General features: G+C 74.6%; 2 protein-coding genes. Both read right to left on the bottom strand.

From position 1 onward, the window contains the following. The coding region (locus tag DW309_RS16945; RefSeq protein WP_136046040.1) for an ATP-binding cassette domain-containing protein at positions 1-1,264 on the bottom strand (1,264 nt) is incomplete at its 3' end. Further along, positions 1,261-2,058, bottom strand: a complete 798-nt coding sequence (locus tag DW309_RS16940; protein ID WP_240744469.1) for an ABC transporter permease — start codon at positions 2,056-2,058, stop codon at positions 1,261-1,263. The genes DW309_RS16940 and DW309_RS16945, both read right to left, overlap by 4 nt. Positions 2,059-2,062: the final 4 nt, after the last annotated feature.

The raw sequence follows: 2,062 nt of genomic DNA, 5'->3' as shown, positions 1-2,062 counted from the left end.
CGTCGGCCGGCAGCGCCACCCGGTCGAGCAGGGCGAGTGCGCGCTCCCGCCGTTCGGCCCTGCCTCCGACGCGGAAGTTCTGCAGGGGCTCCGCGACGATGTCGACGACGTGCTGCCGCGGATCGAGCGACGCGAACGGGTTCTGGTACACGAGCTGGATGCGCCGGCGCATCGCGCGTAGCGGCGCCCCCGTCGCGGCCGTCACGTCGGCCCCGGCGACCTCGATCGATCCGGCATCAGGGCGGTGGAACCGGGTGACGAGTCGTGCCGTGGTGGTCTTGCCCGAGCCCGACTCCCCCACGAGCGCGTGCGTGGTGCCGCGGCGCACGCGGAACGACACGTCGTCCACCGCGCGGAACCGCTCGCGACCCGCCACGCGGAACTCCTTCACGAGCCCCTCGGCGACGATCGCGTAGGGGTTCTCGGCGGCGACCGCGGCCGCATCCCGCAGGAACGGCGGTGCGTCCGGCCGGCGGAACCCGGTCGCGAAGGCGGGCGCGTCGGCGAGCAGCTGCCGCGTGTACGGCTCCCGCGGCACCGCGAGCACCGCGTCGCTCGCCCCCTGCTCGACGATGCGGCCGTCCTTGAGCACCACGAGCCGCGCGGCACGGTCGGCCGCGACCCCCAGGTCGTGCGTCACCAGCAGGATGCTCGTCCCCTCCTCACGCTGGAGCTCGTCGAGAAGGTCGAGCACCGTGCGCTGCACCGTGGCGTCGAGCGCGCTGGTGGGCTCGTCCGCGATCAGCAGCCGCGGGCGCAGCGCCACCGCGGTTGCGATCAGCACGCGCTGCCGCATGCCGCCGGACAGCTCGTGCGGATACTGCCGTGCGCGCAGCCCCGGGTCGTCGATGCCCACGCGGTCGAGCAGCTCGATCGCCCTGGCCCGGCGCGACCTCCGGTCGCGGTGCCCGTGCAGGCGCAGGATCTCCTCCACCTGCACCCCGACCGGGCGCACGGGGTCGAGCGAGGTGGCGGGGTCCTGCGGCACGAGCCCGATCTCGGGGCCGCGGATGCTGCGCAGGGCGCGGTCGCTCCAGCCGGAGATGTCGAGCTCGCCGAGGAGCACACGCCCCGCGTCGACGCGACCCCCCTCCGGCAGCAGCCCCAGCAGCGCGTGCGCCGTGGTGGACTTGCCCGACCCGGACTCGCCGACGAGCGCGAGCGTCTCACCCTCGGCGATGTCGAACGAGATGCCGTGCACGACCTCCCGGTCGCCGTACGACACCGTGAGGTCGGTGGCGGTGAGGACGGGGCTCGCGCTCATCGCACTCCCCTTCCGAGGCGGTGGCTGATGCGGTTGGCGCTGAGCACCACCGCGACCACGACGAGGCCGGGGAGGGCGGTGAGCCACCAGGCCGTCGCGATGTAGTTGCGCCCCTCGGCGATCAGCAGGCCCCACTCGGGCGTGGGCGGCGGAGCGCCGTAGCCGAGGAACCCGAGCGTGGAGATGGCGAGGATCGCGGTGCCGAACTGGAGCGCGGCGAGCGCGACGATCGGGGTGAGCGAGTTGGGCAGCACGTGGCGGCGCAGCACGGCGACGAACGTCCCGCCACTGCCGAACGCCGCCTCGACGTACTCGGTGCGCCGCACCCGCGCGACCTCGGCGCGCATCAGGCGCGCGAACGCCGCGACGCTGCCGAGTCCCACCGCGATGGCCGCGTTGACGGTGCCGAACCCGAGCAGGATGATGACCGACAGCGACAGCAGCAGGCCGGGGATCGCCAGGAGCACGTCGACGATGCGCATCAGCACGTCGTCCACGATCCCGCCGACCGATCCGGCGATCGCACCGAGCACCGTGCCCAGGGCGAGGCCGACCGTCACGGCGATCAGCGCGCCGGAGAGCGAGTGCACCGCGCCGTGCACGACCCGGCCGAACAGGTCGCGGCCGAGCGTGTCCGTGCCGAACCAGTGCGCGGCGCTCGGGGGCAGCAGCTTGTCGGCCGGCACGCCCGTGAGCGGGTCGCCCGGCGCGAACACCCCGGGGATCAGCGCCCAGAGCACCGCGAGCGCCACCGCGGCGACGGCCAGGTAGAGCCCCCACGGGCGGCGACGCAGGCCG

Source organism: Microbacterium sp. K41, from assembly GCF_004794395.1.
GTDB classification, from domain to species: Bacteria; Actinomycetota; Actinomycetes; order Actinomycetales; family Microbacteriaceae; genus Microbacterium; species Microbacterium sufflavum.
Note: the sequence above shows the minus strand (reverse complement) of the source record. Positions and strands in the feature narration are given on the sequence as shown.